28 protein-coding genes are annotated in these 26894 nt (G+C 63.7%); 3 read left to right on the forward strand and 25 right to left on the reverse strand.

Annotation, left to right across the window (positions count from 1 at the left end; translation table 11 throughout):
* Nucleotides 1-4: 4 nt before the first annotated feature.
* The 5 genes from E8M79_RS17095 to E8M79_RS17115 form a co-directional block, all read right to left on the reverse strand.
* The gene (locus tag E8M79_RS17095) at nucleotides 5-769 is read right to left on the reverse strand and encodes a glucose 1-dehydrogenase (protein ID WP_137153049.1); all 765 of its coding nucleotides are present in this window, start codon (nucleotides 767-769) and stop codon (nucleotides 5-7) included.
* Between the two features lie 176 nt (nucleotides 770-945).
* Nucleotides 946-1866 (reverse strand): LysR family transcriptional regulator, encoded by a 921-nt coding sequence (locus E8M79_RS17100; protein WP_137153050.1) that lies wholly within the window; start codon nucleotides 1864-1866, stop codon nucleotides 946-948.
* Nucleotides 1867-1998: 132 nt separating this feature from the next.
* Nucleotides 1999-2607 (reverse strand): NAD(P)H-dependent oxidoreductase, encoded by a 609-nt coding sequence (locus E8M79_RS17105; RefSeq protein WP_137153051.1) that lies wholly within the window; start codon nucleotides 2605-2607, stop codon nucleotides 1999-2001.
* Between the two features lie 245 nt (nucleotides 2608-2852).
* Nucleotides 2853-3164 (reverse strand): hypothetical protein, encoded by a 312-nt coding sequence (locus tag E8M79_RS17110; protein WP_137153052.1) that lies wholly within the window; start codon nucleotides 3162-3164, stop codon nucleotides 2853-2855.
* 101 nt (nucleotides 3165-3265) lie between these two features.
* Nucleotides 3266-4045, reverse strand: coding sequence for an SDR family oxidoreductase (locus E8M79_RS17115; RefSeq protein WP_137153053.1), 780 nt, complete (start codon nucleotides 4043-4045; stop codon nucleotides 3266-3268).
* Nucleotides 4046-4278: 233 nt separating this feature from the next.
* Here E8M79_RS17115 and E8M79_RS17120 point away from each other — a divergent pair, with 233 nt between their 5' ends.
* The gene (locus E8M79_RS17120; protein ID WP_137153054.1) at nucleotides 4279-4731 is read left to right on the forward strand and encodes a MarR family transcriptional regulator; all 453 of its coding nucleotides are present in this window, start codon (nucleotides 4279-4281) and stop codon (nucleotides 4729-4731) included.
* 86 nt (nucleotides 4732-4817) lie between these two features.
* Here the strand turns inward: E8M79_RS17120 and E8M79_RS17125 are convergent, their stop codons facing one another.
* The 3 genes from E8M79_RS17125 to E8M79_RS17135 all read right to left on the reverse strand — a co-directional run bounded on the left by E8M79_RS17125 (nucleotide 4818) and on the right by E8M79_RS17135 (nucleotide 6959).
* Complete coding sequence (locus E8M79_RS17125) at nucleotides 4818-5615, reverse strand: alpha/beta hydrolase (RefSeq protein ID WP_137153055.1); 798 nt, start codon at nucleotides 5613-5615, stop codon at nucleotides 4818-4820.
* A 119-nt stretch (nucleotides 5616-5734) separates the two neighbouring features.
* Entirely contained in the window at nucleotides 5735-6436 is a 702-nt protein-coding gene (locus E8M79_RS17130; RefSeq protein ID WP_137153056.1) for an alpha/beta hydrolase, read from the reverse strand.
* Nucleotides 6437-6635: 199 nt separating this feature from the next.
* Nucleotides 6636-6959 carry a nuclear transport factor 2 family protein gene (locus tag E8M79_RS17135; RefSeq protein WP_137153057.1) on the reverse strand — a complete coding sequence of 108 codons (324 nt, stop codon included), beginning with the start codon at nucleotides 6957-6959 and terminating at the stop codon, nucleotides 6636-6638.
* Between the two features lie 101 nt (nucleotides 6960-7060).
* On the opposite strand from E8M79_RS17135, the gene E8M79_RS17140 reads away from it, so the two are divergent.
* Nucleotides 7061-7975 (forward strand): LysR family transcriptional regulator, encoded by a 915-nt coding sequence (locus tag E8M79_RS17140; RefSeq protein ID WP_137153058.1) that lies wholly within the window; start codon nucleotides 7061-7063, stop codon nucleotides 7973-7975.
* Between the two features lie 52 nt (nucleotides 7976-8027).
* On the opposite strand, the gene E8M79_RS17145 is transcribed toward E8M79_RS17140, so the two are convergent.
* The 12 genes from E8M79_RS17145 to tolQ all read right to left on the reverse strand — a co-directional run bounded on the left by E8M79_RS17145 (nucleotide 8028) and on the right by tolQ (nucleotide 21971).
* On the reverse strand, nucleotides 8028-9032 hold the full coding sequence (locus E8M79_RS17145) for a hypothetical protein (protein WP_137153059.1): 1005 nt from the start codon (nucleotides 9030-9032) through the stop codon (nucleotides 8028-8030).
* Between the two features lie 418 nt (nucleotides 9033-9450).
* Nucleotides 9451-10434: a D-erythronate dehydrogenase gene (gene denD / locus E8M79_RS17150; protein WP_137153060.1), complete on the reverse strand. Its 984-nt coding sequence runs from the start codon at nucleotides 10432-10434 to the stop codon at nucleotides 9451-9453.
* Between the two features lie 131 nt (nucleotides 10435-10565).
* On the reverse strand, nucleotides 10566-11324 hold the full coding sequence (locus E8M79_RS17155) for a hypothetical protein (protein ID WP_137153061.1): 759 nt from the start codon (nucleotides 11322-11324) through the stop codon (nucleotides 10566-10568).
* Nucleotides 11325-11475: 151 nt separating this feature from the next.
* Nucleotides 11476-12828, reverse strand: coding sequence for a phosphoglucosamine mutase (gene glmM, locus E8M79_RS17160; protein ID WP_137153062.1), 1353 nt, complete (start codon nucleotides 12826-12828; stop codon nucleotides 11476-11478).
* Nucleotides 12829-12957: 129 nt separating this feature from the next.
* Nucleotides 12958-14886, reverse strand: a complete 1929-nt coding sequence (ftsH, locus tag E8M79_RS17165) for an ATP-dependent zinc metalloprotease FtsH (protein WP_137153063.1) — start codon at nucleotides 14884-14886, stop codon at nucleotides 12958-12960.
* A 170-nt stretch (nucleotides 14887-15056) separates the two neighbouring features.
* On the reverse strand, nucleotides 15057-16331 hold the full coding sequence (tilS, locus tag E8M79_RS17170) for a tRNA lysidine(34) synthetase TilS (RefSeq protein WP_137153064.1): 1275 nt from the start codon (nucleotides 16329-16331) through the stop codon (nucleotides 15057-15059).
* Nucleotides 16316-17359 carry a tetratricopeptide repeat protein gene (locus tag E8M79_RS17175; RefSeq protein ID WP_137153065.1) on the reverse strand — a complete coding sequence of 348 codons (1044 nt, stop codon included), beginning with the start codon at nucleotides 17357-17359 and terminating at the stop codon, nucleotides 16316-16318. The genes tilS and E8M79_RS17175 overlap by 16 nt, the downstream gene beginning before the upstream one ends.
* A 179-nt stretch (nucleotides 17360-17538) precedes the next feature.
* Entirely contained in the window at nucleotides 17539-17988 is a 450-nt protein-coding gene (pal, locus tag E8M79_RS17180; RefSeq protein ID WP_171015946.1) for a peptidoglycan-associated lipoprotein Pal, read from the reverse strand.
* Nucleotides 17989-18284: 296 nt separating this feature from the next.
* Entirely contained in the window at nucleotides 18285-19595 is a 1311-nt protein-coding gene (gene tolB, locus E8M79_RS17185; RefSeq protein WP_137153066.1) for a Tol-Pal system beta propeller repeat protein TolB, read from the reverse strand.
* Between the two features lie 97 nt (nucleotides 19596-19692).
* A complete protein-coding gene (locus tag E8M79_RS18500) occupies nucleotides 19693-20820 on the reverse strand; it encodes a hypothetical protein (RefSeq protein ID WP_205747926.1) in 1128 nt (375 codons plus the stop codon).
* Nucleotides 20821-20824: 4 nt separating this feature from the next.
* Complete coding sequence (gene tolR, locus E8M79_RS17195) at nucleotides 20825-21268, reverse strand: protein TolR (protein WP_137153067.1); 444 nt, start codon at nucleotides 21266-21268, stop codon at nucleotides 20825-20827.
* A 1-nt stretch (nucleotide 21269) separates the two neighbouring features.
* Nucleotides 21270-21971 carry a protein TolQ gene (gene tolQ / locus E8M79_RS17200; RefSeq protein ID WP_137153433.1) on the reverse strand — a complete coding sequence of 234 codons (702 nt, stop codon included), beginning with the start codon at nucleotides 21969-21971 and terminating at the stop codon, nucleotides 21270-21272.
* Nucleotides 21972-22376: 405 nt separating this feature from the next.
* On the opposite strand from tolQ, the gene E8M79_RS17205 reads away from it, so the two are divergent.
* Entirely contained in the window at nucleotides 22377-23669 is a 1293-nt protein-coding gene (locus E8M79_RS17205) for an FAD/NAD(P)-binding oxidoreductase (RefSeq protein ID WP_137153068.1), read from the forward strand.
* A gap of 6 nt (nucleotides 23670-23675) precedes the next feature.
* Here the strand turns inward: E8M79_RS17205 and ybgC are convergent, their stop codons facing one another.
* Genes ybgC through ruvC form a run of 5 tightly spaced genes read right to left on the reverse strand, consistent with a single transcriptional unit; the run spans nucleotide 23676 to nucleotide 26737 of the window.
* The gene (gene ybgC, locus E8M79_RS17210; RefSeq protein WP_137153069.1) at nucleotides 23676-24074 is read right to left on the reverse strand and encodes a tol-pal system-associated acyl-CoA thioesterase; all 399 of its coding nucleotides are present in this window, start codon (nucleotides 24072-24074) and stop codon (nucleotides 23676-23678) included.
* Nucleotides 24071-24586: an NUDIX domain-containing protein gene (locus E8M79_RS17215; protein ID WP_137153070.1), complete on the reverse strand. Its 516-nt coding sequence runs from the start codon at nucleotides 24584-24586 to the stop codon at nucleotides 24071-24073. Before E8M79_RS17215 ends, ybgC begins: the two co-directional genes overlap by 4 nt.
* The gene (gene ruvB / locus E8M79_RS17220) at nucleotides 24583-25620 is read right to left on the reverse strand and encodes a Holliday junction branch migration DNA helicase RuvB (RefSeq protein WP_137153071.1); all 1038 of its coding nucleotides are present in this window, start codon (nucleotides 25618-25620) and stop codon (nucleotides 24583-24585) included. Before ruvB ends, E8M79_RS17215 begins: the two co-directional genes overlap by 4 nt.
* The gene (gene ruvA / locus E8M79_RS17225; protein ID WP_137153072.1) at nucleotides 25617-26234 is read right to left on the reverse strand and encodes a Holliday junction branch migration protein RuvA; all 618 of its coding nucleotides are present in this window, start codon (nucleotides 26232-26234) and stop codon (nucleotides 25617-25619) included. The genes ruvB and ruvA overlap by 4 nt, the downstream gene beginning before the upstream one ends.
* Complete coding sequence (gene ruvC / locus E8M79_RS17230; RefSeq protein ID WP_137153073.1) at nucleotides 26231-26737, reverse strand: crossover junction endodeoxyribonuclease RuvC; 507 nt, start codon at nucleotides 26735-26737, stop codon at nucleotides 26231-26233. The genes ruvA and ruvC overlap by 4 nt, the downstream gene beginning before the upstream one ends.
* Between the last annotated feature and the right edge of the window lie 157 nt (nucleotides 26738-26894).

Genomic DNA, 26894 nt, shown 5'->3' on the forward strand with positions numbered 1-26894 from the left:
CTCCTCAACCGCGCTCGATCTTCGGCAGTCCGTCGTAGTTGGCAATGCCAGCGCTCTGGCCGCCATCGACGGCCAGCTCGGCGCCCGTGATGAACCGCGCGTCGTCAGACGCAAAGAACAACACGGCATCCGCGATATCCTCAGGTTGCCCGACCCGCCCCAAGGCAACGGCACTGGTGTCGAAGGTGACATCGGCCGTCATCGGCGTCTGGGTCTGGCCGGGATGAACCGCATTGACCCGGATATTGGCGGCGCCCAGTTCCAGCGCCGCAGTCTTGGTCAGGCCACGCGCACCCCATTTGGCAACCACATAGCCCGACATCATCGGCACGCCCTGCAGTGCCCCCACCGACCCTATATTGATGATCGAACCACCACCCGCGCGCTTCATGGCCGGAACGACAGCCTGAATGCCGTTGAAGACGCCAATCAGATTCACATCCAGGATGCGTTGCAGGCGCTGTGTGTCCCAGTTCTGCAATGGAGCGGGATCGGCAATTCCGGCATTGTTGACCAGGATGTCGAGCGAGCCGAACGCATCTTCTGACACCCGAACCACCTGCGCCCATTGCTCGGGTGCGCGCACGTCCAGCGACACGGCCATGGCATGGCTGCCGAGTTCGGCGGCAAGCGCGTCTGCCTCAACCCGCCTGATATCCGCGATGACGACCTTGGCGCCCTCGGCCACGAAACGCCGCGCCGTAGCCGCACCCATGCCAAGCGCGCCGCCCGTCACCAACGCGGTCTTTCCCTTAAGTCGATTGCTCATTTTCTCTCCAGGTCCGGTCCGGGACCGCGACGCATCGCCCCGCCGGCGGAGGATCGCCAGGCATCCAGGCATGGTTCGAAAATAGGCGCTCCCCGGATTGCCGGACTAGCGGCACTGGCTGCGCAGTACTGTCTTTGAAACGAGACAATCGATCTGCGCGGCGGGGCGCGGCGGCGTCAGCTGCGATCAGGCGCTACGGGGATCTTCCGGGGTATCTCGGCGGCCAGAAAATCCAGCCAGACACGGACGGCCGGCACCAGCCCCCGCCTTGATGAGAAGATCGCATGCAGCGTGCTCGGCTGCGATTGCCACGCCGGCAGAACATGCACCAGCGCGCCGGACTCCAATGCGGATGCCACGACAAAGTCGGGCAGCATGGTGATGCCTGCGCCGGCTATTGCACTGGCGCGCAGAACGTCAAAACTGGTGCACATCAGCCGGGGGCGATGGGTGATTGATCGCTCCTCGGCATCGGGGCCGACAAGCTGCCAGATGACTTCACCCCGCTCCTCGTGCTGGGTCAGGGTTGGTAGGCCAGCCAGGGTGTCGATCGTTGGCGGCGCCGGCAACTGTGTCAGCAGGTTTGGACTTGCCACCAGAAAGCTGCGCGTCTCGCCAAACCTGCGCATGATCAGGTTGGGGTCGCTATCGAGCCTGGCCCGGGCGCGCAGGGCCACGTCAACGCCATCCTCCACCAAATCAGCGCGTCGATTGATCACCTTCATCTGCACCCGCACCTTGGGGTAGCGATTGAGGAAAACAGGCAGAAGATCGATGAGAAGGTCCTGGATCAGCCCCTGCGGACAGGCCACCCGCACCACGCCATTTGGCTCGGCCTGCGCCTGTGCCGCGGCATCGGCAGCGGCCTCGGCGCTGACCAACATGGCCTCAACCTGCTCGTAAACGTCGCTGCCCACCTGTGTGAGGCGCAAGCTTCGCGTCGTGCGTTCAAGCAGACGGACGCCAAGCTGGTCCTCAAGCTGGATAACGCGCTTGCTCAAGGTCGCCTTGGGAATACCGCTGGCGCGTTCGGCAGCGCTGAACCCCTTGTGCAAGGCCACGGTGTGGAAGAGGTAGAGGTCATTAAGATCCAGCATATGACGGTTTGCCCTTGGGTCCGGTCGGAGGATTGATCATCTCACACGGACAAAAACCTGCAACGCGCAAGGCGTTGCAGGTTTATGCGCGACGGGCTGGGCGCTCGTCAGAGCGCCCTATTGCTCAGGGCCTCAGGCAAGGCGCTTGGCATCGACGTCCCGCGCCGCCTTGAGCGCGTGGGCATACCAGGAGAGCTGGTCCAGGGTATCCTTCACCGAATTGGCGAGGATGGGATCCAGCGCCGCCATCGATTCCATATTGGGGTTGTTTGGAATGACGCGGTAAAATTCGGAGCCGCCGATGTGAACGGCCGAGCGCACCGGCACCATCTGCAACTCCACCGCGATCAGACGCAGATGCTCGGCCGCGCGGGCGCCGCCCAGGGTGCCATAGGCGATCATCGCCATGGGCTTCTTGTTCCAGCCCACATAGTCCTGATCGAGCGCGTTCTTGAGCGCACCGGTGATCGAGCGGTTGTATTCGGCGACGACAAACACGTAGCCGTCGTAGCTGCTGACCTTTTCCTGCCAGCGGATAGCCCGCGGGTCCTGCGAAGGCACCCACAGGTTGGAGGCGACTTCATCAAACAGCGGCAGGTCATAGTCGCGCAGGTCGACCAGTTCCACGTCGAAGTCGGTGCGTTGCTGCATCTTGCCCAGCATCCACTGGGCAGGGGTGTCGGCCCAGCGCGACTGACGTGTCGAGCCGATGATAAGGGCGATCTTTGGTTTGTGCGTCATGGTGTCCTTGGCGGCTTTGTGATCCGGCGCCCGGCCGGCGACCGGGCCTTGAGCATCGCTAAGCGACATCGAGCCACGCAGGAAGCCGCACGGCAGAGATGCATTGTCTCTGTATAGAGACAATGCAGAGTGAGACTGGAGATGGCCGCCGCCGTGGCAATTCGGCGTCAGACGGCGGCGCAGATGTCGCTTCGATCACGTGCGGCACGACGCATTCGGAGTGCGGGTCTGCCGCCCCGCGCCGCTCACTGCTGGGCAGTCGTTGCATGCATGTCGAGTTCGCCACCGATCTCGACTGCCTTGCTCTGCTTGTCGAAGACGCAAATTATGCTGCGCTGGGCGCCAGGAGCGGCCTCGCCTGACACGATTGCCAGTCCATAGCTTTCGCTGCCGAAGGGATCAACGATCGCCTCGCCGTCCTTTAGGATGTCGCTGGTCGCCGCCAGGCAGCTTTTTTCGACTTCTGATGCGAACTCGGCCCAAGCATCGTCGGATGCTGCCCAAGCTGGACCGGACGAAATGAGAATGAATGACACGACGGCAAGATGTTTGAGCATGCTGTTCTACCTTGATTGCTGATTGTGATGGTGAGCCATAACGCCGGCTGCTTTAAGGCAAACCGGAGCGCTAAGTTTCTCTGCCTCCAGATTTTTCGGTCCTAGGCAGTCGGGATCGTTCCGCCATCGACAACATATTCTGCACCCGTGATCGCGGCCGCACGATCTGAAGCGAGAAACGCGATCAGATTGGCGACCTCCTCGGGTTCGGCAGGACGACCGAGGGGAATGCCGCCCAGCGAATCCATGATGATCTGGACCCCACCGGCATAGTCAGTGCCGGCTTCGTGCGCGACCCTCTCGACAAGTTCGTTCGAGTCCTTGCTCGCAATCCAGCCCGGCGACACCCGAACCACGCGAACGCCCTTGGGCGACACCTCCTTGGACAGGCTCTTGCTGTAGGTCGACAAGGCCGCCTTGGCGGCTGCATAGGCCGTTGTGGCTTCGGGCAAGGGCAAGCGGTTCTGGATCGAGGTCACATGAATGACCACCCCGCTGCCTTGCGCGATCATGGCGGGAATGAGGGCGCGGTCGAGCCGGATGGCGGGAAACAGGTTGAGATCAAACTCCCGGCGCCATTCTGCGTCATTGAGTGCGGCAAAGCCGCCGGCCGGGGCCGATGAGCCGCCCAGCACATTGATGAGCACATCAAGGCCACCGAGGCGCTGCCCAACGGCATCGGCGACAGTCTGGCACCCGGCCTCAGTGGTCAGATCGGCGGCCACGAACAGATCCTCGGCCATGGCCTCGGGCTTTGTCCGGGCGGTTGTCAGCACGCGCGCGCCCTGTTCCTGGAACAGGGCCACCGTGGCGGCGCCAGCGCCGCGCGTACCCGAGGTGATCAGGACACGCTTATCGGTCAGGTTGAGAAAGTCGGCCATCAGCGAAGTCTCCGTCAGCATTGGGTGGACCGCGGCAGCAGGAACCGGCGGCGTGATCTGGTCCGCCCCATATGAGGCACCGGCCTTGCCGCGATAAGAGGGACAGACCGGCATGAACTGATGGATGGATCGGGATAATGGGCCGGCGGGCTCCACATGCAGATGGCTGAGTGCCGGCAGAACTATTGCCAGGCAAACTATTATTGCGGTATATTTCAGCGAAAGGTTACATCATGTCCGAAACTCTGCCGCCGACCCTTGGTGCCCATCTCTGCTTTGCCATCTACACGGCCAATATGGCGGTGCAGCGCACCTACAAGCCCGTCCTCGACGAGCTGGGGCTGACTTATCCGCAATATCTGGTGATGATCACGCTGTGGTCTCAGGATGGCATGAGCGTTGGGGCGATCGCCGACACGCTCTCGCTCGAATCGAGCACGCTGACGCCCCTGTTGCAGCGTCTCGAACAGGCTGGCCTTGTAAAGCGGCAGCGCGATCCGCAGAGCGAGCGACGCGTCATCATCACCCTGACCGATCAGGGCAAGGCCCTGCGTGCCCAGGCCCATCGCGTCACCGACCGCCTTGTCTCGGCGTCCGGATGGGATATCGGCGCGCTCGACCGCATCAATGACGATATTCGCCGTCTGCGCGCGGCGCTGACCCAGCAGGCGCCTGGCGCAGCCTAGCGCCAGCCAATGCGGCTATCCACCAATAGAGATGGGCGGACTATGCCCGCCCATCGTCACGCTGGGGTGGTTGACCAGCGATAGGGTCACTGCGAGACAGTGCTTCCGGCGTTCCGAGCTGCTGTATCAATGGTGTCAGCCACCGTCTCTGCCTGGGAAATATAGACAGCGTGGCTGCCGGGCACCGTGGTGATCTCTGCCCCGGCGCGTTCCGCCATGTGCAGCAGCATGGCCTGGTCGAAGGCATTGTCCTCGGTCGCGATCACTGCCCAGCTGGGCTTGGAGCGCCAGGCCGCATGGGTCAGCGGCGTGCCAAAAACCGACATGTTGATGGGCACCTGCGAATCCCGCAGCAGGGCCGCCTCTGCGTCGCTCAAATCGTCGGCAAAGCCGATCTTGAACTTTTCAGCATTGAGATAGCCAAAGCCATCGTCCTCAACGTCAATGACGAAATTGGGCGTTGCAGCAAAGCCGTCATACTGCTGGCTCGAGGTCTCGCCCGCGTCCGGCACCAAGGCTGCGACATAGACCAGACCCGCAACCTTGTCATGGATGCCAGCCTCGGTAATGACCGTGCCACCCCAGGAGTGGCCGACCAGAATGGCTGGACCGTCCTGGCGATCCAGGGCCCGGGTCGTGGCGGCCACGTCGTCGGCGAGCGAGGTCAGCGGGTTCTGCACGATCGTGACCGAGTAGCCGCGGGCACTGAGGTCTTCGTAAACCGCGCGCCACCCCGAACCATCGGCGAATGCACCGTGCACGAGGACGATGTTGCGGACAGCCTGATCCTGGGGGATCAGTTCGGCGGCCCGCGCCAGCGAGGCGGCGGAGGCTCCGGCAATCAATGCGGCTGCGGCGACGAGGATTTTGGCAGTGGTATTCATGACTTTCTTCCTTTCGAGGGCATGGGTTTAGGCTCGGCGCCTGACCGTGTGGTCATCAACGCCGTCGCGGGATGCTTGCGAAGTGTGGTGGGATAGGCTTGGCCTTCAGGCCACCGCGGCTAGGCGCGGTTGCGCAGGGCGTTCCTGGCGGCGGTGTCGATAGTATCTGCCACCGTCTTGGCCTGGGAGACATAGACGGCATGGCTGCCCGGGACCGTGGTGATCTCAGCACCGGCCCGTTCGGCCATGTGGAACAGCATCGCCTGGTCGAAGGCATTGTCTTCCGTCGCGATCACCGCCCAGCTCGGCTTGGAGCGCCAGGCCGCAGTGGTCACCGTGGTGCCGAAAGCGGACATGTTGATCGGCACCTGCGCATCCCGCAGGAAGGCAGCGTCTTCATCGCTTAGATCGGCAGCAAAGCCGATCTTGAACGTATCGGGGTTGAGAGCGCCGAAACCGTCCTCGGCAATATCGATGACGAAATCGGGGGTCGGCGCAAAGCCGGCATATTGTTCGCTGGTGGTCTGGCCTGCGTCCGGCACCAGAGCCGCCACATAGACCAGCCCGGCGACATTGGGGTGATTGCCCGCCTCGGTGATGACCGTCCCGCCCCAGGAATGACCGACCAGAATGGCCGGGCCATTCTGGCGATTGAGCGCCCGGGTCGTGGCGGCCACGTCGTCGGCCAGGGAGGTCAGCGGGTTCTGCACGATCGTGACGGCATAGCCGCGCGCGGTCAGGTCGTTATAGACGTTGCGCCAGCCCGAGCCATCGGCGAAGGCGCCGTGGACAAGGACGACATTGCGAACTGGTGTGGTCATTTCTCTACTCCTGCTGCGCAAGGCCATGCCTTGCCATTATGTTTCGTCGTAATGTTTATCGCGACATATATATGGGTAGCTCGCCACGCCGAGCCTGTCAACAATAATTATCGCGATAAATATCTTTGGTGACGGCCCTGCCCGCGCGGGCTCTGGCGAGCCAGGCCAATGCGTCCTGTCCAGCCGGTGCGAACCGGGCTCAGGCGCCGATTTTCAGGCTGACAATGTAGCCGTCAGCCAGAGCGAAGACGAAGGTCAGCGGCGCGGGGCTCCCCGGAAAATCGCCGGTCACCATGGCCCGCACCTCAATAAGGCCATTGCTCTGGCGCATGTCCAAAGGCGCGGCGGTATGGCGATATTTCCGCTTGGCTGCGCGCCACCAGTCGGCGATCGCAATGCGCCCGACATGGGTCTGCCCCTCGTCCATCACAGTCGCATTGGTGGCAAAGGCGCTGACGGGCGCGGCACCGTCCAGGTTCTTGTCGGCCTCGAAAAAAGTCTCAATCGGTAGCGGCAGATCCATGTTGTTTCTCCAGTGTGCGTGTTTGCCCGCTGAATATGCGCCTGGACATCCATGTCGATAAGCGGGATAAAAAGGCATGATGAATGAAGGAAAACGGGACAATGTATCGACCCGGGCTCAGTGACCTCGAAGCCGTGATCGCCATCAGTCGCCGCGCGTCGTTCCGCGCAGCGGCGCTCGACCTGGGGATGTCCGCCACCGCGCTCAGCAGCGCCATTGGCAAGCTCGAGGCCAACCTGGGTGTTCGCCTGTTCAATCGCACCACGCGCAGTGTTTCCCTCAGCGATGCGGGACGGCAGTTCGTCGAGACTGTCGCGCCGGCGCTCGACAGCATCAACGGCGCAATGGACGCGGTGCGGTCGCGCCAGGATGTCCCCTCAGGCACCCTGCGCATCAACGCCTTTGCCGAAGCGGCGCGCGAGATCCTGTCGCCACTGATTCTGGAATATCTGCGGCGCTATCCCAAGGTGCATATCGACCTGGTGACCGAGGGCCGACTGGTCGACATTGTTGCGGATGGCTTCGATATCGGTGTGCGCGTGGCCGACCTGGTGCCCAGCGACATGATCGCCATATCGCTGGGCAGCCCAAGACGCTTCGCCGTCGCCGGATCGCCAGACTACTTCAAGCAACGTCCCAGGCCGATGGTGCCGCCTGACCTGCTCCAGCACGATTGCATCCGGGTTCGGCTGCCCAATGGTGCCCTCTTCAAATGGCAGTTCGACAAGGCCGGACAGTCGGCCCAGATCGACGTCACGGGCCGCATCACGCTCGATGAGGCCCATCTCGCGCGCACGGCGGTCCTGGAAGGATTCGGGCTGGGCTTTTTCATGGAACACAGCATCCGGGAGGACCTGGCGGCAGCGCGCCTGATCCGTGTCCTTGAAGATTGGACACCATCGTACCCAGGCCTGTGCATCTACTATCCAGGCCGCCGCAACGCATCGGCGGCCCTGCGCGCCTTTGTAAGCCTGGCGCGCGCACTCAGCACGGCACAAGAGCCAGGGAACGGTTGAGACGGTCGCCAAATCCACCGCCTCCTCTGCATTCAATGCCCCCGACCTGGCATCAGCTGGGCAAGTCGATCATCTTGGCACAGCGCGCCAGGAGATCGCCGAGAGCCTCCATTCGCTGGCGGACCGCGCCGCTTTGCAGCGGCTTGACGGAATAGAGCTGATGGCCTTGGCCGTCCTGAACAACGAACTCCAGCGCGCTTGGGGGTGACGCCAGAGACAACTCCCGCCACGCCACCAGTTCAGCAAAGTCCTCGGGCGCTGCGGCAGTGGCATAGAGCGAGGGAAAAGGCGTGTGGGACAGCGCCTCATAGAGGGCCACAGCCTGCCGGGCCGGCATGGGCTCGCCGCCCCTATAGGCTGTCCCGGCAATAGCCTGTTCGCTCCAGGGCGCGCTCAGGTCCCGTCGGTCCATCCAAATGCCGCGAGCCAATTCGGGCGCCAGCTCGCTCGACAATCCGAGCACATGATCCACCACATGGGACGCCTCATGCAGCAAGACATAGCGCAGTGCATCGCCCGGGGCATTGACCGACACCGTGGTACCGGACCCGTCCTCCAGGAACAATTGGCGCTCCTTTGCCGTCAGGAAGTCCGACAGGCTCTCGTCCAGGATGCCAGCGCGAAGGGTGATGTCGAAGACGGGATAGTCGCCGTCGCCCACCGCAGCTGTCAGCCCGGTGCCGCGCCCGTCGGTGTCGATGAAACTGAGATGTCTCAGATGATGTTCAAGCATCTGTCGGTGCAAAGGCGGGAGGGACGCGAGCGCCTGCGTCAACCGCTGCAATTGTCCGGTGTCTGGCTGATGCGGCGTAGCCTCTTTGCCGGCCATCTGCGAGAACGCTGCCACAACCTCGGACGTAGGCGCGGCAATCCGGGTCTGCAATGGCGCGACCGGATCGAAGTTCAGGCGATTGATTTCAGCGCGATCGCGATTGCCTATCGGTGTTGCGCATGCATCCGCTGCCGACACTGGCACGCATAGCGCCAGAACAAATCCAACCGAGAGGAGATTAAGCCGGTCAGAGCGTTCGCCTTTGCCCTTTTCGGTTCTTGTCATGGTCGCAGCCTTTGAGATCGCATCTGAGACTATCTGTTCGGCATCACGGTCGCACCGGCAATGGCGCGTTCCGATCGCCCGGCCCCGCCAGACAAGCGCCGGCATGGCCTATGACCTCGGGCTTGATCATGCCCATGGGGCGACAGCAAGGCATCAGGGGGAGCGTGGCGCCTATCGCAATCAGACACCGCTCTTTGCCGCCCTTGCGTCCACCGCCACCAACCGCTTGCCTGCTCGTGAAGGCAGGCAGCACGCACAGCGCAAGGACGGTACCACGCCGACGCAACCCCCTCTCGCGTCGCTGGCGACGACATCTAGACGCCTCGCACTGAACGGCAACCATTGGCCCCTGGACCGATGCGCAAGACGCAGCCCCCGCGAGGATTGCCAGCCTCACACAATGGGACAACTGAGAAACCTACTTGGAAACAACAGCCAGCTCGTCCTCGATATGGATGCGGATGATCTCGTCAAAGCTGGTTTCGCCGACAAAGCCCAGTGCCCGAGCCCGCTTGGCCTCAAAGGCCTGTGGCCAGCCGGCGACGATTCCAGCGATCACCGGATCGGGCACCCGCCGGATCAGGCCAACCGCCTTGGGCCCGGCGACGCGCCCCAGGGCGGCGATCTCCTCGCCCACAGTGGCGGCAAGGCCGGGCATGGACAGGTTGCGCTGCGCGCCAAGCAGGCCCGTATCCAGCGCTGCGGCATGCAGCAGGAAGCCCACCGCCGAACGCGGGCTGGCAAACCAGTGCCGCACGCTCTCATCCACTGGCAGCAGAGCCTCCTGCCCCGCCAGAGGCTCGCGGATAATGCCCGAGAAGAAGCCTGACGCCGCCTTGTTCGGCAGCCCAGGCCGCACGGCAATCGTGGGTAAGCGAATGCCAACCCCATCGACAAAGCCGCGGCGCGAGTAGTCGGCCAGCAGCAGCTCACAGATGGCCTTTTGCGTGCCATAGCTGGTGAGCGGGGTATGCTCATGGCTGTCGCTGATCACGCTCGGCAGCGGCTCGCCGAACACCGCAATCGAGGAGGTAAACACCAGGCGCGGGCGATAGGGCGCGTTCTGGCTTTCGTGCCGGATTGCCTCCAGCAGCAGGCGCGTACCGTCCAGATTGATGCGATAGCCCTTCTCGAAATCGGCTTCGGCTTCGCCCGACACAATAGCGGCCAGATGAAAGATCAGGTCCGGCCGGGCCGCAATGAGGCCCTCGGCAACACCGGGTTGCGACAGATCGGCCGCCACCAGCGTGTGCGGCAGAGTCCCGCCGGGCGCGGCAGGCGCGACCACATCGGCCAGAGTCAGCGCCGAGATCGCCTTGCCGCCCACCTGGCCGGCCGCCAGCAGCGCCGCCACCAGCTTGCGTCCCACCATGCCGGCGGCGCCGATCACCAGGATATTCATGTCCATCTCCCTTTTGGCAAAGCTGTGCATGGCGGACAGGCCCTGTCCAGCGCGTAGACAAACAAAAGCCGGCGCCCTTGGGGAGCGCCGGCTTGATAGTGCCTGCTAGCCGGTCAGACTGACCGGGCCGTTTAGTTGAAGCGGTAGCGGACGGTGCCGCGCACTTCATGCAGCCAGTTGTGGTCGGACGTGACCAGGTCAGCCGCGGCAGCGCTGTTGGAAAGCTGGCTGATGTAGACGCCGCGATAGCCCAGGTCGGCGACAACCGAACCGAAGTCATAGCCAGCGCCGACCATGCCGGCGGCCGCAAAGGCGGTGTTGCTGCCCGAGGGAACCACAACGCCAGGAGGCGTGGTCACATCGATATTGTTGAAGGCCGCGCCGGCACCGACGCCGACATAGCCGAATGCGCCGCCGGCAGCGCCATAACCCTGATCGCCCCCGAAGGAGAAATCATAATAGACGTTGGCCAGGGCAATGGTGGAGCGCAGCTTGACCGTGTAGTCACCGGCGCGGTTGCCATAGGCAGCGCTCTTGGTGACCTTGAGGCCTTCATTGCCGACATAGTCGACCGTAGCGTCAAAACGCAGGCCCGTGCCGGTTTCGTAGCCGACACCGGCACCCACGCTATAGCCATAGCCCATTGCGGTGAATGGGAACGCCGTCTTCACCGGAACGCCGCCACAGGCGAGACATTCATTGGCGATGGCTTCCTTGGCCCACAGGGCATTGGCGCCGGCGCTGCCGCGCAGGTAGAACGAACCCTGCACGCCGTAGTCGACGTCAGGAATTTCGATCACGGGTGGGTAATAGGGCAAGTCGGCGGCAATCGCCTGACCACCGACGAGGGCGGCTCCTGCCACCATGATCGCAGCGATAAGCTTGCGCATGTGAAAACGTCCTTTGGTTGCCTCGACATCTATCGATTGCAGCCAATATCCAACAACTTCCTTAAGGCGTACTTAACCTAACACCTTAACCACGTCGGTTTCACAGTCGCGCCACTTCATCCTGCTGGGAGCGGCTAATAAATCTTCTGAATCAGATGCCTGGCGCGATTTCGCGGATGGCGGCCTCGATCTGGCTCACAACGGTGGCCACAAGGTCCTCATTGTCCGCCTCGCCCATAACGCGAATCACGGGCTCGGTGCCCGAGGCGCGCACCACCAGCCGGCCCCCGCTGCCCAGCATGGCCTGGCCATCGGCGATGGCGGCAATCACCTGCTTGTGCTCCAGCGGCTTGCCGGACTTGAACTTCACGCTGCGCAGCAGTTGCGGCACCTTGGCAAAGCGCGCGCAGATTTCCGAGACCGGGCGCTGGTCCTGCTGCAACACGGCCAGCAGTTGCAGCGCCGCCACCAGCCCGTCGCCCGTGGTGGTGAAGTCCGACAGGATGATATGGCCGGATTGTTCGCCGCCCACATTGAAGCCCTTGGCGCGCATCGCCTCGAGCACATAGCGGTCGCCCACCTGGGTGCGCTCCAGCGTCAGGCCCAGTGTGGCCAGATAGCGTTCGAGGCCCAGGTTGGACATGACGGTGGCAACGATCCCGCCACCCACCAGCATTTCCCGGCGCAGCCAGCTCTCAGCAATCACGGCCATGAACTGGTCGCCATCGACCACATTGCCCTTCTCGTCGATGATGATGACGCGATCCGCGTCGCCATCAAGGGCAATGCCCACGTCCGCGCGCATCTCGCGCACCTTGGCGGCAACGGCCTCGGGCGCGGTCGAACCGACTTTGTCGTTGATGTTGAAGCCATCGGGCTTGTCGCCGATGGTGAAGACCTCCGCGCCCAGTTCCCACAGCGCGATCGGGGCGACCTTATAGGCTGCGCCATTGGCGCAATCGAGCACCACGCGCAGCCCGGCCAGGTCGGTGCCGCGCGGCAGCGTGCGCTTGGCATATTCGATATAGCGGGTGCGCGCTTCCTCATCGCGATGCGCCCGGCCGATGTCACGCCCATGCGCCAGCGACTTGGACATGTCGCTGTCGATCAGCCGCTCGATTTCGAGCTCGATCTCGTCGCTGAGCTTGTAGCCATCGGGACGGAACAGCTTGATGCCATTGTCCTCGAAGGGATTGTGCGAGGCTGAGATCATCACGCCCAGGTCCGCGCGCAGCGAGCGCGTCAGCATGGCCACGGCCGGGGTCGGCATCGGGCCCAGCAGATAGACATCCATGCCCACGGCGGTGAAGCCGGCCGTCAGCGCCTGTTCGATCATATATCCGGAGCGGCGCGTATCCTTGCCGATCACCACGCGATTGCGGTGGTCGCCGCGCACAAACTTCTGCCCGGCGGCCATGCCGACCTTGAGCGCCAGTTCCGGCGTCAGCTTGGGACCATTGGCCATGCCGCGAATGCCATCAGTGCCGAAATACTTGCGAACCATTGCCTGTCCTCCTCCTGCGCCGCGCTGGACGCAGGCCCCAGAATTTTGATCTGATTGGCGGCATAGCCGAAAATGCCGCCATGCAAAAGGGCCGCCTCGCGGCGGCCCTGTGTATCCTTGCAAGCAGCCTTAATTGCCCGGCTGGGGTTCCAGCCCGCCTTCCGGCGGCGCGTCGGGGCGCTTCTTGCCGGACTTGCCGGCCGAGGGCACGCCGCTCGCCTTGTTGGACGGGCCGCTGTCGTCAGGGCGCACCGGCTGCTGGCCTTCCATCAGCGCGCGCAGTTCGTCGCCCGTCAGCGTCTCATATTCGAGCAGCGCCTGGGCAATCGCCTCCCACTGGTCGTGGTAGGTGGTCAGGATGTGCTTGGCCGAAGCCTCGCCATCCTCGATCAGCTTGCGCACTTCCTGGTCGATGATACGGGCCGTATCATCGCTCATATTGGTCGACTGCGTCACCGAATGGCCCAAGAACACTTCCTGGTCGTTGCTCTTGTAGCGGACGCGACCGAGCTTTTCGCTCATGCCCCATTCCATCACCATCGAGCGGGCCAGACTCGTCGCCATCTGGATGTCGCCCGAAGCGCCGCTCGTCACCTTCTCAGGGCCGAACTTGATGATCTCGGCTTCACGACCGCCAAACAGCATGGTCAGCCGTGCCAGCGCCTTTTCCCGTGAGAACGAATAGCTGTCGCTCTCGGGCAGGGTCATCACCATGCCCAGCGCACGACCGCGCGGGATGATGGTGGCCTTGTGGATCGGATCGATCCCGGCAACCTTGAGGGCAATGATGGCGTGACCGGCTTCGTGATAGGCCGTCAGCTTCTTTTCGTCCTCGGACATGGCCATGGTGCGGCGCTCGGCGCCCATCATGATCTTGTCCTTGGCGTCTTCGAATTCGGCATGGGTGACAAAGCGCTTGTTGCGCCGTGCCGCCATCAGGGCCGCCTCGTTGACCAGGTTCATCAGGTCAGCGCCCGAGAAACCCGGCGTACCGCGGGCCAGCACCTTGAGGTCCACATCGGGCGCCAGCGGCACCTTGCGCACGTGCACCTTGAGCACCTTCTCGCGGCCAGACACGTCCGGATTGGGCACAACCACCTGGCGGTCGAAACGACCGGGGCGCAGCAGGGCGGGATCGAGCACGTCGGGACGGTTGGTCGCCGCGATCAGGATAATGCCTTCATTGGCTTCAAAGCCGTCCATCTCGACGAGCAACTGGTTGAGCGTCTGTTCGCGCTCGTCATTGCCACCGCCCAGACCGGCGCCACGCTGGCGACCGACCGCGTCGATTTCGTCGATGAAGATGATGCAGGGCGCGTTCTTCTTGGCCTGCTCGAACATGTCGCGGACGCGGCTGGCGCCCACGCCGACGAACATTTCCACAAAGTCAGAACCGGAGATGGTGAAGAACGGCACATTGGCTTCGCCGGCCACGGAACGGGCCAGCAGCGTCTTGCCGGTGCCCGGAGGGCCAACCAGCAGCACGCCGCGCGGAATACGGCCACCCAGGCGCTGGAACTTGCCGGGGTCGCGCAGGAACTCCACGATCTCCTCAAGGTCCTGCTTGGCCTCGTCCACGCCGGCCACGTCCTCGAACGTCACCTTGCCATGGGTTTCCGTGAGCAGCTTGGCGCGCGACTTGCCAAAGCCCATCGCGCCACCCTTGCCACCACCCTGCATCTGGCGAATGAAGAAGAACCACACGCCAATGATGACGATGAACGGCAGCCAGGACGACAGCAGAATGGTCCAGAACGGGCTCGATTCAGGCGACTGCGCCGTGATCGAGACATTCTTGCTTTCCAGGCGCGAAATGATGTCGGCGCCCGCCGGCAGCACGGTCTCGAACCGCGTCCCGTCGCTCAGCTGCCCCGAAACCACATTATCGGTAATGGTCACGGCCTGCACACGGCCGTTCTCGACGTCTGTCACGAACTGGCTGTAGCTCTTGTCAGCAACCGAAACAGAGCGTGTCGATGACTGGAAGACCTGGAACAGCCCCATCAGCATAAAGAGTATGACTAGCCAGATGGCGAAGTTGCGGAAGTTTCCGTTCATCAATCCTGTCCCGGAGAAGGCTGCGCAGGTCGGCGCGGCGCGTTTGCCGAATGTATGTCCGGCATTGGGGCGTTACAAGGGCCACACCTGCGTCCCTTTGTTCCCCCCGTCCAGTCCTATCACGGCGCACCGTTAATGCCCTCTTGGCTGGCAAGCCGCCCGGAGGCGGTTCAGTCGACTAGCAGATGCACGTCAATGCGCTCGTCAAACGACCAGCCGCCCAGTGAGAGCACGCCGCCTGCCGCGTCGCGCACGATGGGCGCGGTGCGCAGCGCCTCTGCCGGCGCGGTCACCTTGCAGCCCAGAATATCCTCCAGCCGATGCCGCGGCAGATAGTCGGCAACACTGGCTGTGAAGTCACCCTCTGACGATCTGTTGATGATGCGGAACCGCTGGTCCCACACCAACTCGCCCTCTGGCAGCAGCACAGCATCGGCCGGCTGGCTCCGGCCGGGCTCCCGGGCCACCAGGATCGCGTCATCTTTGAGGCGCACCACGCAACCCAGCCCTGTTGTCGAGCGCGGCAGCGACTGCGTGACAATGGCCTGGCGCAGCCGTTCCACCTGCCCCAGCGCCCGCGGCCGCTGTCGACCGCCAACGATGTTCAGCACCCGCCCCAGGATACGCGTCGACACCGCCGCGCCCAGACCGATGAACGGCGCCAGCGCGATGCGCGCGCTGCCAAATCCGTCCAGGGTCACGAGCTCGGCAAAACAGGCGTCCGACATCTGCACCAGCGCCGCGTCCACCTCGCCCATCCGCTCGGCAAACTGCGCAAGGGTCGCAGCGTCCAGCCCAAGCCGCGCCAGCTCCGGCATCGCCTGGCGCCAGCGCACGCGCTCATAATGGGCATCGTCATTGGAGGGGTCCGCCGCCGGCACCAGCCCTGCGGCGCTCACCTGTGCCCGCAGGGCGGATGATTCGATGTCAAGGAGAGGCCGATGGATGGTCATTCCCGCCATGGCCACAAAGCGCGCCATGCCCTTGAGCCCATCGACGCCACTGCCATGCGCCAGGCGCATCAGCACGGTCTCGGCCTGGTCATCCCGATGATGCGCCGTCAGCAACACCCTGATGCCATCGGCAGCCATCGCGTCGGCCATCAGCCCATAGCGCGCCTGCCGCGCTGCTTCCTGCACCCCTGTCAGAGGTTTCTCGCCGCTCCAGACCAACCCCTGGGCCGCAATGCCTAGCGACTGCGCCACAGCAAGCACCATGGCCACCTCATCAGCGGCCTCCGGTCGCAGGCCATGGTCGACCGAATAGACCTTGAGCTGCGGCATGCCCTGCCGCCCGCGCGTCCAGCGCTCGGCCAGCAGCAGCAGCGCCAGGCTGTCGGCCCCGCCAGACACGGCAAGGCCAACCCGCTCTTCGCCGGCAATACCGGCGAACAGGCGATCGAGTTCGGCCGCAGACTGCAGGTCCGGGCCTAGGCGGGCGGGCATTCGGCGCGAGCCTTCTCCGCGGCGAGCCGCGTCGCGAACTCGGTGCTCAGCGTGGTGAAACGCTTGTCGATCTCCGCCAGCGTGCGGCAGGCCGTCTCGCGTTCGCCGGCACCCGACAGCGACATGCCCAGCTTGAGCAGCAGATCGGGCGCCCTGGGGCTCTGCGGCGCCTTCTGGAAGCCATTGAGCAGCACGTCGGCCGCCTCGCTATAGGCGCCACGCTGCATCAGGGCATCGCCCAGCAGGTTCGAGGCCTCGGTGGCCTGCTCATTGTCCGGGTAAAGCGACAGGAACTGGCTGAACTGGTCCTCGGCAAAGGCATAGTCACCCGACTTGATCGCCTCGACACCGGCCGCAAACTGCGCGTCGGCATCGGCATTGTCGGTTTTCACCTGCGTGGGATCATAGTTGAGGTTCAGTGGCTGCCCTGTCACCAGGTCTACGCCGCCAGCCGCGCCTGTACCCACCAGCGGATCGGCCGATGCCCCAACCGAATCCATCGGCACATCAGTGGTCCCGCCAAAGGTCGGGTCGATTTCGACTTCGCCCGGCAGGGGTTTGACGCCCTGCTCAGGAATATCTGTCAGCGGCACTGTGCTGTCCGCGTTCGTGCTGGCCGGGTTCTGCGGCAACGCCTCGGGCTGCGTCACGCCGCCCGCTTGGGTTGCCGCATCACTTTTTCCCGCAGCACCGCCTTCCAGTGCCTGGAAGCGGAACTCATTGTCTTCCTGCATGCGGTTGACGATTTCCTGCAGCTGGGTGATCTGGAAGGTCAGGCCTTCGATCTGCCCGTTGAGCAGGCGATTCTGCTCTTCGAGCTGCTGGATGCGCACCATCAGCTGGGCCGCGTCCGTCGCCTGGGCGACCAGAACGCGGTCATCGCCCGCGTCGCTCCGTACCAAGCCGACATTGGCCGGTGGCAGGCTGAACATCGCCGCATTGACCAGGGCTGGCGTGGCCACCCCGATTGCCAGGGCTGCGGCGCCGGCCACAAGCACATGGGCTTTTACTGGGAAGTGAAACGTCAAGATTATGAGCCTCCGCTGTCCTGACCCTAGGTCAGAACCATGACCTGTCGGTGACCGCGAAATAAAGGCCAATTTTGGTCAAAAGAAAGCGCCCGGGCCATTTAACGGGCTCCGGGCGCTCTTGCCTCCAGTTTGCACTGGATCTCTTGGGCCTCCCCGCGCGGGGAAGCCCGGAATTTTTACTGGACCACCGTGACGGCGCGGCGGTTCTGGCTCCAGCAGGAGATGTCATTGCAGATCGCCACAGGGCGTTCCTTGCCGAACGACTGGCTGGTGATGCGCTGGCCATTGACGCCCTTGGACACCAGATAGTTCACCACCACCGAAGCGCGACGAGCGCCCAGGGCAATGTTGTACTCACGGGTGCCACGTTCGTCGGCATGGCCTTCGATCATGATGCGATAGTTCTGGTACTGGTTCAGCCAGGCGGCCTGCTTGTCCAGCGTCGCGGTCGCTTCAGTGGTCAGCGAGCTCGAATCGGTGGTGAAGAACACGCGATCACCCACCGACACCAGGAACTCCTGCTGGCTGCCGGGTGCGCCGCCGCCAGGCCCGAGGTTGCCAACACCCGTCGGCATGGCGTCAGGCGTACGGGAACATGCCGCGACGACCACGACAAAAAAGAGCATGGCGACTGCGCGCAATGCAGTGTTGATGGGTGCGGTAATGACCACGATGGGCTCCTGGGTAGACGGAAATCTTGAGGGCGGGTTTTACCGTGGTTAGTCTTAAGGCCGGGTTTGCCAGCTTGGTTAATCTTACCCTACCAAGGCGCAAATGCGGCTGAAATCCGGGCTTTTTTGTGATGATGCATATTCACCACACCCGTTTGCGATATCACGATAAGGTTAAGTCCCATCGCTAAAATTGTCTGCGCCGGCCACCCGCACAGGGCGGCCGGACGCGTGTTTGCGCTAGCGCAGAACTAGGCCCGCAGCCCCGACCACGACGGGTCGGACGCATAGCTTTCGGTCGGGATCGTCAGCAGGTTGCGGCCCCAGATATCCACACTCATCAGCTTGGGACCGTCATTGCCGCCCGGATCCTGGAAGAACATGATCACCCTTCCATTGGGCGCCCAGGTCGGGCCCTCGGCATGGAAGCTCGTATAGAGCATGCGCTCGCCCGAGCCGTCCGGCGCCATGATGCCAATGTTGAACTGCCCGCCCGACTGGCGCGTGAAGGCGATCAGATCGCCCTTGGGCGACCACACGGGCGTCGAGTAGCTGCCCTGGCCAAAGCTGATGCGCTGCGCATTCCCGCCGCCCGAGCTCATGATGTAGATCTGGGGCGAGCCGCCGCGGTCGCTTTCAAAGGCAATGCGGCTGCCATCGGGTGAATAGGACGGGCCGGTGTCGATGGCCGCGCCCGAGGTCAGCTGCGTCGGCTGCCCGCCGCCCACGCCGGTCACATAGATATTGGTCGCGCCGGACTGCTCCACCGAGAAAGCCACCGTGCCGCCATCGGGTGAGAAGCGTGGCGCAAAGGTCATCGCACCGACATTGGCCAGCCGCTGCTGCTTGCCGCTCGACAGCTGCAGCAGATAGACCTGCGGATTGCCGTCCGCAAAGTTCATATAGGTGACCAGATCGCCATTGGGCGAAAAGCGCGGCGTCAGCGCCATGGACTGGCCATCGGTCAGATACTGCACATTGGCGCCGTCCTGATCCATGATCGCCAGGCGCCGCACACGGTTGGCCTTGGGGCCACTTTCGGCCACATAGATCACGCGGGTGTCGAAATAGCCCGTGCTGCCTGCCAGCGCCGCATAGATGGCGTCGGCGATGATATGGGCAACGCGCCGGCTGGAGTTGGGATCGGTATTGTAGCTGCTGCCGACCACCTGGGACGCCTGCTGCGTGTCCCACACGCGCACCGACGAGGAAATCTGCCCGCCGCGCTCAACACCGCCCATGACCAGGGCATCCACATTGGCCGTGCGCCAGGTGTTGAAGTCGGGCGTTGCGTTCACATCGCCCACCTGCACCGGCAGCGACGCCGGATCGAGCGGCAGGAACAGGCCAGAGCGGCGCAGATCATTCCGCACGATCTCGGCAATCTCCTTGCCAAACGCCGGGTCCGACGAGGCGAAATCGGGAATGGCGATGGGCAGCGGCTGGAAATTGGCGCCTTCCACCACAATGCGCAATTGCGCCATGGCCAGCGAGGAGCCGGCCAGCAAAGCACCGCCCGCCAGGCCCATTTTGAGCGCATTGCGCCGCGTGATCAGGGTCATTTGTCGTCTCCAATCTGGTCGCGGCTAACCGGTCCGGTCGCAGCCGCGTGCAAATCCAAAGTCAGGGGCTCAGTCGTCGATGCAGCCGTCGGGGTCGTCATGGGCGCAATTCCACTTCGATCTGCCGCCACTCGTCATAGGCGTCTGCAGAGAGCATGTCGTATGGGCCGCATTGTGTCACGGCACGTTGTGCCGCGCGCGCCACGGCGCCACCGGCCGGCGAAGCATCCGCCGAGACGATCTGCGTGCCGGCCACACTACGGTCCGGGTTCATCGTCACCAGCAGGCGCACCGTCATGCCGCTGTTGATGTCGCTCGGCAACAGGTTCCAGCAGGTCTTGATCCGCGCCACCAGCCCGTCGATGGCTGATTGGCTCAGGCGCGCCGAGGTGCCGGTGGTGTCGCCCAGCGTGGGTGAGCCCCCCTGGCCGGTGGTGCCGCCCGTGGTCTTGTCGTTGTTGATAATGGCCGAGATATCGTCGGCAAGGGCTGCATCGAGCTGCGGCGGCGCCTCCTGCTGCGCCGTCTTCTCGGCAGCCGCAGCGGCGGCAGCGCGCTTGCGCTCTTCCTCTTCCTTCTTCTTCCGCTCGGCTTCCGCGGCGGCGAACTGCTGCCGCTTCTGTTCGAGATTGCTCGGGCGCGAGGCGGGCACAGGTGCCGCAACCGCTGGCGTGGTGGGCTCGGGCGTGGGCTCAGGCGTCGGTGCCGGGGTCGGCTCAGGTGTCGGGGCAGGCGTGGGTTCGGGTGTCGGCTCAGGCGTGGGGGCCGGAGTGGGCGTTGGCGTTGGGGTCGGCCGGGTTGCCGGCACGGGCGGCACCACAGGCGTCGGCGCCGGGGTCGGTTCTGGCGCGGGCGTGGGTTCGGGTGTCGGCTCTGGCACCGGCGCAGGCTCGGGCGTCGCCTGCGGCGCCGGCGCGGCATTGGTCACCGGCGCGGGCGTCGGCACATCGGCCGGCGAGGGCTTGACTTGATCCTGCTCGGTATTGCCGGTCGGCTGGGAAATTTCGGCGGGCTTGTCGTCTTCAACAATCGAGGGCGTCTGCGTATCGACGACCGTGCTGTCGAGCTGACCGGCGCGGATGTTGGAGAATTCTTCGACGGGAACCAAATCCACCGAGATGGATTCCACGACAGGCGTCAAAGGCTCCTGAAACTGCAGGCTGATCAAGCCGATAGTCAACAGGATGATGTGGGCGGCTATCGATACGGTTACGCCGATGCGCACTGGACTAGCCCGGTTCCCGCTCGGTGATGAGACCGATCTTGCTGAAGCCGCCAGCCGACAGGATCCCCATCACGCGCATCACCGAACCGTAATTGGCCGTGGTATCGCCGCGCAGGAAGATGCGGTCTTCCGTGCCATTGGTTGCCTTTGCGCTGACGGCACTGACCAGATCGGCTTCCGACACCACGTCTTCATCGACATAGATCGTGCCTTCGGGGGTCACCGCAACCGTGATCGGCTGCGTCTGGCTGGGCATTTCATTGGCGGCCGTCTTGGGCAGGTCGATCGGCACGCCGGCCGTCATCATGGGCGCGGCCACCATGAAGATGATCAGCAGCACCAGCATCACGTCCACCATGGGGGTGATGTTGATTTCGCTCATCACCGCTTTCTTGCGACCGCGGCGGCCCCTGCCGCCCGAGCCGCCCGCAGCTGTGCCCATGCCCATGTCAGCGGCTCCGTGCTTCGAGCTGGCGGCTGAGAATGGTGGAGAATTCGTCGGCAAAGCCCTCGAGCCGACCCACCATCTTGGCGGAGTCGGCGGAGAGCTTGTTATAGGCGATAACGGCAGGAATAGCGGCCACCAGGCCAATGGCGGTGGCAAACAGCGCCTCGGCGATCGGGCCGGCCACAACGGCCAGATTGGTGCTGGACGAGGCGGCAATGGCGGTAAAGGCGTTCATGATGCCCCACACCGTGCCGAACAGGCCGATGAACGGACCAGCCGAACCGATGGTCGCCAGGAACCCCAGGCGCTTTTCCAGATTCTCGCTCTCGCGGTTGATCGCCACGTCGAGCACCTTGTCCAGGCGCTGCTGCATGCCCACAAAACTGGCCGCATTCTGCTCGTGGCTGCGCTTCCACTCCTTCATGGCCGCAACAAACACCGCGCCCATGCCGCCCGAAGGCTTTTCGGACTGCATCTGGTAGAGTTCTTCCAGCGACTGGCCGGACCAGAAGGTGCGCTCGAAGCGGTTCATCTCGGCATTGGTGCGACGATACACGATCGTCTTGTCGATGATGATCGCCCAGCACCAGACGGAGGCACCCAATAGCCCCAGCATCACGGCCTTGACGATCCAGTCGGCGGCCCAGAACAGGCCCCAGATGGAAAAATCGGTGTGCGGCACGACGGCACCCACAGCGTCCATGGCTTCCATGTAGTGATCCTTTTCGGCCCGGTTCACGCACCCGACCTTCAGCCTTCAGCCGATGCGGTCGAAATCTGTCAAAATTAAGAGAAATGCCCGGGAAACCAGCCCTTTGCGGCAGCACAACCGGACATGAAACTGCTTTGCCGCAATTATGGTCAAGGATTGGTTAACAAAGGCTCACATCGGCGGGCCCCACACCGGACACAACCCCGCTAGCTATTTATTTCCTTATATTCTAATATTCGTATGTATAGCCGCAACCCTGGGAGGGGCTCTGGCGCAGGCTTGTGCCAGATCAAAGACAGCGCGGATGGCGAGGATCATCATGGCTCAAAACGGCCGACCCCATACCGAACGCCGCTCCGCCTCATCAGAAGCGGCGCATCACTGAGGAGGACTGCAATGTCACATATCATCGTATTGGGCGCCGGACTGGGCGGCACCATCATGGCCTATGAACTGCGCGATCGGCTGGGCCTTGAGCACAAGATCTCCGTCATCAACAAGGGCGGCACCTATTCCTTTGTTCCCTCCAATCCCTGGGTTGCCGTCGGGTGGCGGGACCGCGAGGACGTCGAGATCGATCTCGCCCCGGTCTTTGCCAAGCGGCACATCGGCTTCTATCCCCAGGGCGCCAAGCGCGTTGATCCCCAGGCCAAGCGCATCGAACTGCTCGACGAGACCACGCTGGACTATGACTATCTGGTGATCGCCACCGGCCCCGAACTGGCCTTCGACGAGATCGAGGGTTTCGGTCCGCAGCAGCAGACGCAGTCGGTCTGTTTCGTCGACCATGCCGTGTCGGCCAAGTCCGCCTTTGATCGCCTGCTTGCCAATCCCGGTCCAGTCGTCATCGGCGCCGTACAGGGCGCCTCCTGCTTCGGCCCGGCCTATGAATTCGCCTTTATCCTCGACAAGGCGCTGCGCGATGCCAAGATCCGCGACCGCGTGCCGATGACCTTCGTCACCTCCGAACCCTATATCGGCCACCTCGGCCTGGATGGCGTGGGCGACACCAAGGGCCTGCTCGAAAGCGAGATGCGCCAGCATCACATCAAATGGGTCTGCAATGCCAAGGTGGAGAAATTCGCCGACGGCAAGGTCTATGCCGCCGAGATGGGTGACGACGGCACCGCCGTGCGCCAGCACGAGATCCCGTTCTCCTACGCCATGATGCTGCCCGCCTTCCGCGGCGTTGCTGCGGTGCGCGGCATCGAGGGGCTCACCAATCCGCGGGGCTTCATCCTGGCGGACAAGTACCAGCGCAACCCCACCTTCCCCGAGGTTTTCTCGATCGGCGTCTGCGTGGCCATTCCACCTGTCGGCAAGACGCCGGTCCCCGTGGGCGTGCCCAAGACCGGCTTCATGATCGAATCCATGGTCACCGCCACCGCCCACAACATCGCCAACTTGGTCGCCGGCAAGCAACCCCAGGCCGAAGCAACCTGGAACGCCATCTGCCTGGCCGACTTCGGCGACGGCGGTGTCGCCTTTGTCGCCCAGCCCCAGATTCCGCCGCGCAATGTGAACTGGGCCGCCTCCGGCAAATGGGTCCACACCGCCAAGGTCGGCTTCGAGAAATACTTCCTGCACAAGATCCGCTCAGGGACCTCCGAGCCCTTCTATGAGAAGCTCGCCCTGCAGGTCCTGGGCATCGACAAACTCAAGGCCATCAAGCTCGACAAGACAGAATAGCCGCGATCACTGGACCGGCGCGAACAGCCCGAGGATTGCCTTGGGCAAGCGCGCCGGTCCGCCACTGGTCTTGATCGCCACCACCACCACACTGGCCCGCGTCAGCACGGCATCACCCCGCAGAATGGTCTGCTTGAGGGTGAGCCGTGCGCCGCTCATCGCCTCGACCGCCGTCGTCACGGTCAGCAGGTCATCGATATGGGCAGCCCCGTCAAACGCGATGTCCATCGCGCGCACAGCAAAGGCCAGCCCTTGCTCGGCCAGCGCGCTGTGATGGATACCGGCGTCACGCAAAAACTCCGTGCGCCCCCTCTCGAAGAACTTGAGATAGGCCGCGTGATAGACATTGCCGGAAAAATCGGTGTCTTCGTAATAGATGCGGACTGGGAACTGGTGGACACTCATGGCCGGGGCATATCCGTCGGCTCTTCGACAAACACCACATGCTCGGGTTGGCCCGACAGGTTTCGCAGCCGCTCCGGCAGCCAGGACGGCTTCAACCGCGCCGCGCTCAGTGCCGGCCCGTCCAGCGGCAGCCAGGAGAAGTGCAACACATGCCCCTCGTCTTCCCGCACGAGGAAGGGCTGTGGTCCGCCCGGCCGAACCTCGGGCGGCAGCTCGATGGCATAGACGAAGCCCAGTTCATGATAGCGCTCGCCGGCGCGGCCATAAAGGCTCTCATAGGTGAACAGCAGCGGGCCGAGATCAGCAGGCATCGCCAGCTCCTCGGCGATCTCGCGCGCCAGCGCCAGCTCGGTGGTCTCGCCCATCTCCACCCGCCCGCCGGGCAGCATGCAGTAGTCGTCGTCATCCTCGCGGTCGACCAGCAGATGCCCATCACGGATGGCAGCCCCTGCAACACGGAAGTTGAAGCGCATGCCCTCGGCGGCAAAGCTCAGCAGAGTGCGTCCGCTCATTCTTCCGGGTCCTCGAACAGGCTCGACTGATTGCCAACAAAGCCCTGCGGCACGATCCGCCCCATATGCTGAAAGGCTGTTCCGGTCAGCATGCGTCCGCGCGGCGTGCGCTGGATGAACCCCTGCTGGATCAGATAGGGCTCGACGATCTCCTCGATGGCATCGCGCGGCTCGCTCAGCGCGGCAGCAATGGTCTCGATCCCCACCGGTCCGCCATTGTAGAAATCGGCAATCGTCGTCAGATACCGTCGGTCGAGCTGATCGAGCCCGCGCGCATCCACGTCCAGCCGCAGCAGCGCCTTGTCGGCAATGGCGCGGGTGATCTCCCCGGCATTCTCCACCAGCGCAAAATCAGTCACACGCCGCAGCAGCCGCCCCGCAATACGCGGCGTGCCACGCGAGCGTCGGGCAATCTCCATCGCCCCGTCGGGCGCCATCGGCATGCCCAGCAGCCGCGCGCCGCGCTGCACGATCAGCACCAGTTCCTCGGGGGTGTAGAAATTGAGCCGCACCGGAATGCCGAAGCGGTCGCGCAGCGGCGTGGTCAACAGACCCGCTCGCGTCGTCGCCCCCACCAGCGTAAACCGCGCCAGATCGATGCGCACCGAGCGGGCCGCGGGCCCCTCCCCGATGATCAGATCGAGCTGGAAATCTTCCATCGCCGGATAGAGCACTTCCTCGATGGCCGGATTGAGCCGGTGGATCTCATCGATGAACAGCACATCGCGGTCTTCGAGATTAGTCAGCAGCGCCGCCAGATCGCCGGCCTTGGCGATCACCGGGCCGGACGTGGCGCGAAAGCCCACGCCCAACTCCTTGGAGATGATCTGCGCCAGCGTTGTTTTGCCCAGGCCCGGCGGGCCCACGAACAGCACGTGATCGAGCGCCGCGCCGCGCTGCTTGGCAGCCTGGATGAACACTTCGAGGTTCGCCCGCGCCGCCGCCTGGCCAACAAATTCTGAAAACCCTGACGGGCGCAGGGACACATCCAGCGGATCGTCACGGCCGGCCGCCGGCGAAGTCAGGTCAGTCAAGTGCTCAACTCCCGCAGGCCCAGACGGATCAGTTTCTCGGTCGGCACACCCTCACCCTCGCGGGCAACAATGCGCGCCAGCGCGGCCGAGGCCTGGGCGCTGGAATAGCCCAGATTGGTCAGCGCCGAAACCGCATCACTGATCGCGGTCGGGGCAACGCCCTCGCCCAGCGCCGCCTGCAGCCCCAGCGTGCCCGCATCAATGGCGCCGCCCGTCGGCACCTTGCCCTTGAGTTCGGTGACCAGACGCAGCGCCAGCTTGGGGCCAACGCCATTGGCCCGGCCGATCATCGCTTTGTCCTGCAGCGCAATGGCGCTCGACAATTCGCTCGGCGACAGCACGGAAAGGATCGACAGCGCCACGCGCGCGCCTACGCCCTGCACCGTCGACAGCAAATTGAACCAGGCCTTTTCGCTCTCGCTGGAAAAGCCATAGAGCCGGATCATGTCCTCGCGCACAATGGTCTCGATGAACACCACCGCCGCTTCGCCAACCCGCGGCAGCGCCTGCAGCGTCCGGCTCGAGCAATGCGCCTCGTAACAGACCCCGCCGCAATCGATCAGCACGTGATCATCGCCAAAGCTGTCCACAAGGCCCTTGAGCTTCCCGATCATGCCAGGGCCCTCAGCCGCTGATTGGCGACACGGTGATGCGCGTGGCAGATAGCGATGGCCAACGCATCGGCCGCATCGGCGCCCTTGAAATCAGCCTGCGGCATCAGCGTCTTGACCATCAGTGCCACCTGTCCCTTTTCCGCATGGCCCGTGCCGACCACCGATTTCTTCACCAGATTGGCCGCATATTCGGCTACCGGCAGACCGCGTGCGGCTGGCGTCAGCAAGGCAACGCCGCGCGCCTGCCCCAGAATCAGCGCCGACCGCGCCCCCGCATTGACGAAGGTCTCCTCAACCGCCGCCTCATCAGGCACAAACCGGTCGAGCACCTCCCCCAGACCGGCGAACAGGATCGCCAGCCGCTCGGCCAGCGAACCGTCGACTGGCGGCGTCACCGTTCCGGCGGCAACAAAACTCAGCCGGTTGCCCTGCGATTCGATCACACCCCAGCCGCAGCGGCGCAGCCCGGGATCGATGCCGATGATTCGTGTGGATAAGCTCATGTGCAATCCTTAGTCGTCACCAGGCAAGCTAACAAATACTGTGTGAACAAACCGGCAACACCAGCGGTGGATAACCCCGCCATTAGGAAATTTACACCTTTCGCGGCAACACATTCTTTAACATGGCGCCCTAGCATCCGCGGCGGGAATGCAGGAA

It is taken from the genome of Devosia sp. FKR38, assembly GCF_005222805.1.
GTDB lineage: Bacteria > Pseudomonadota > Alphaproteobacteria > Rhizobiales > Devosiaceae > Devosia.